This is a genomic window from Caulobacter sp. CCH9-E1, from assembly GCF_001556515.1.
Classification (GTDB): Bacteria; Pseudomonadota; Alphaproteobacteria; order Caulobacterales; family Caulobacteraceae; genus Caulobacter.
This window is the reverse complement of record NZ_LSJA01000050.1, coordinates 1-309: the sequence shown is the minus strand read 5'-3', so window position 1 is coordinate 309 and position 309 is coordinate 1. Positions and strand designations below refer to the sequence as shown.

Below are 309 nucleotides of genomic sequence, written 5' to 3'. Positions count from 1 at the left end.
GTGTCAAACGGCACGCAATCGGGACCCCCTATCGGCGCCCAATAGGGACCCCCTCTTCGAGTTCGAGCGGCGATGCGCGTAGCTCTCAGCCAGCGCAGAGCATCGCCGCGGGGTGAGCCACTGATCGATCAGCTGCCCGGAGGGGGGTCTGGGGGGAGGTTGAACAAGTTGTGGATCAAGCGGGGCGTGCCGGTCAGGCGCGGTTCCTGAGCCGCCAGCTGTCGTTGCCGGTCTCGACGATGTCGCAGTGATGGGTCAGGCGGTCGAGCAGCGCCGTGGTCATCTTGGCGTCGCCGAAGACGGTGGGCC

The 309-nt window shown here is 67.0% G+C and carries 1 protein-coding gene; it reads right to left on the bottom strand.

What is annotated here, in order from left to right; translation table 11 throughout:
- Positions 1-193: 193 nt before the first annotated feature.
- Positions 194-309, bottom strand: a 116-nt coding sequence (locus tag AX690_RS02540) for an ATP-binding protein (RefSeq protein ID WP_197426762.1), incomplete at its 5' end; no start/stop codon positions are given.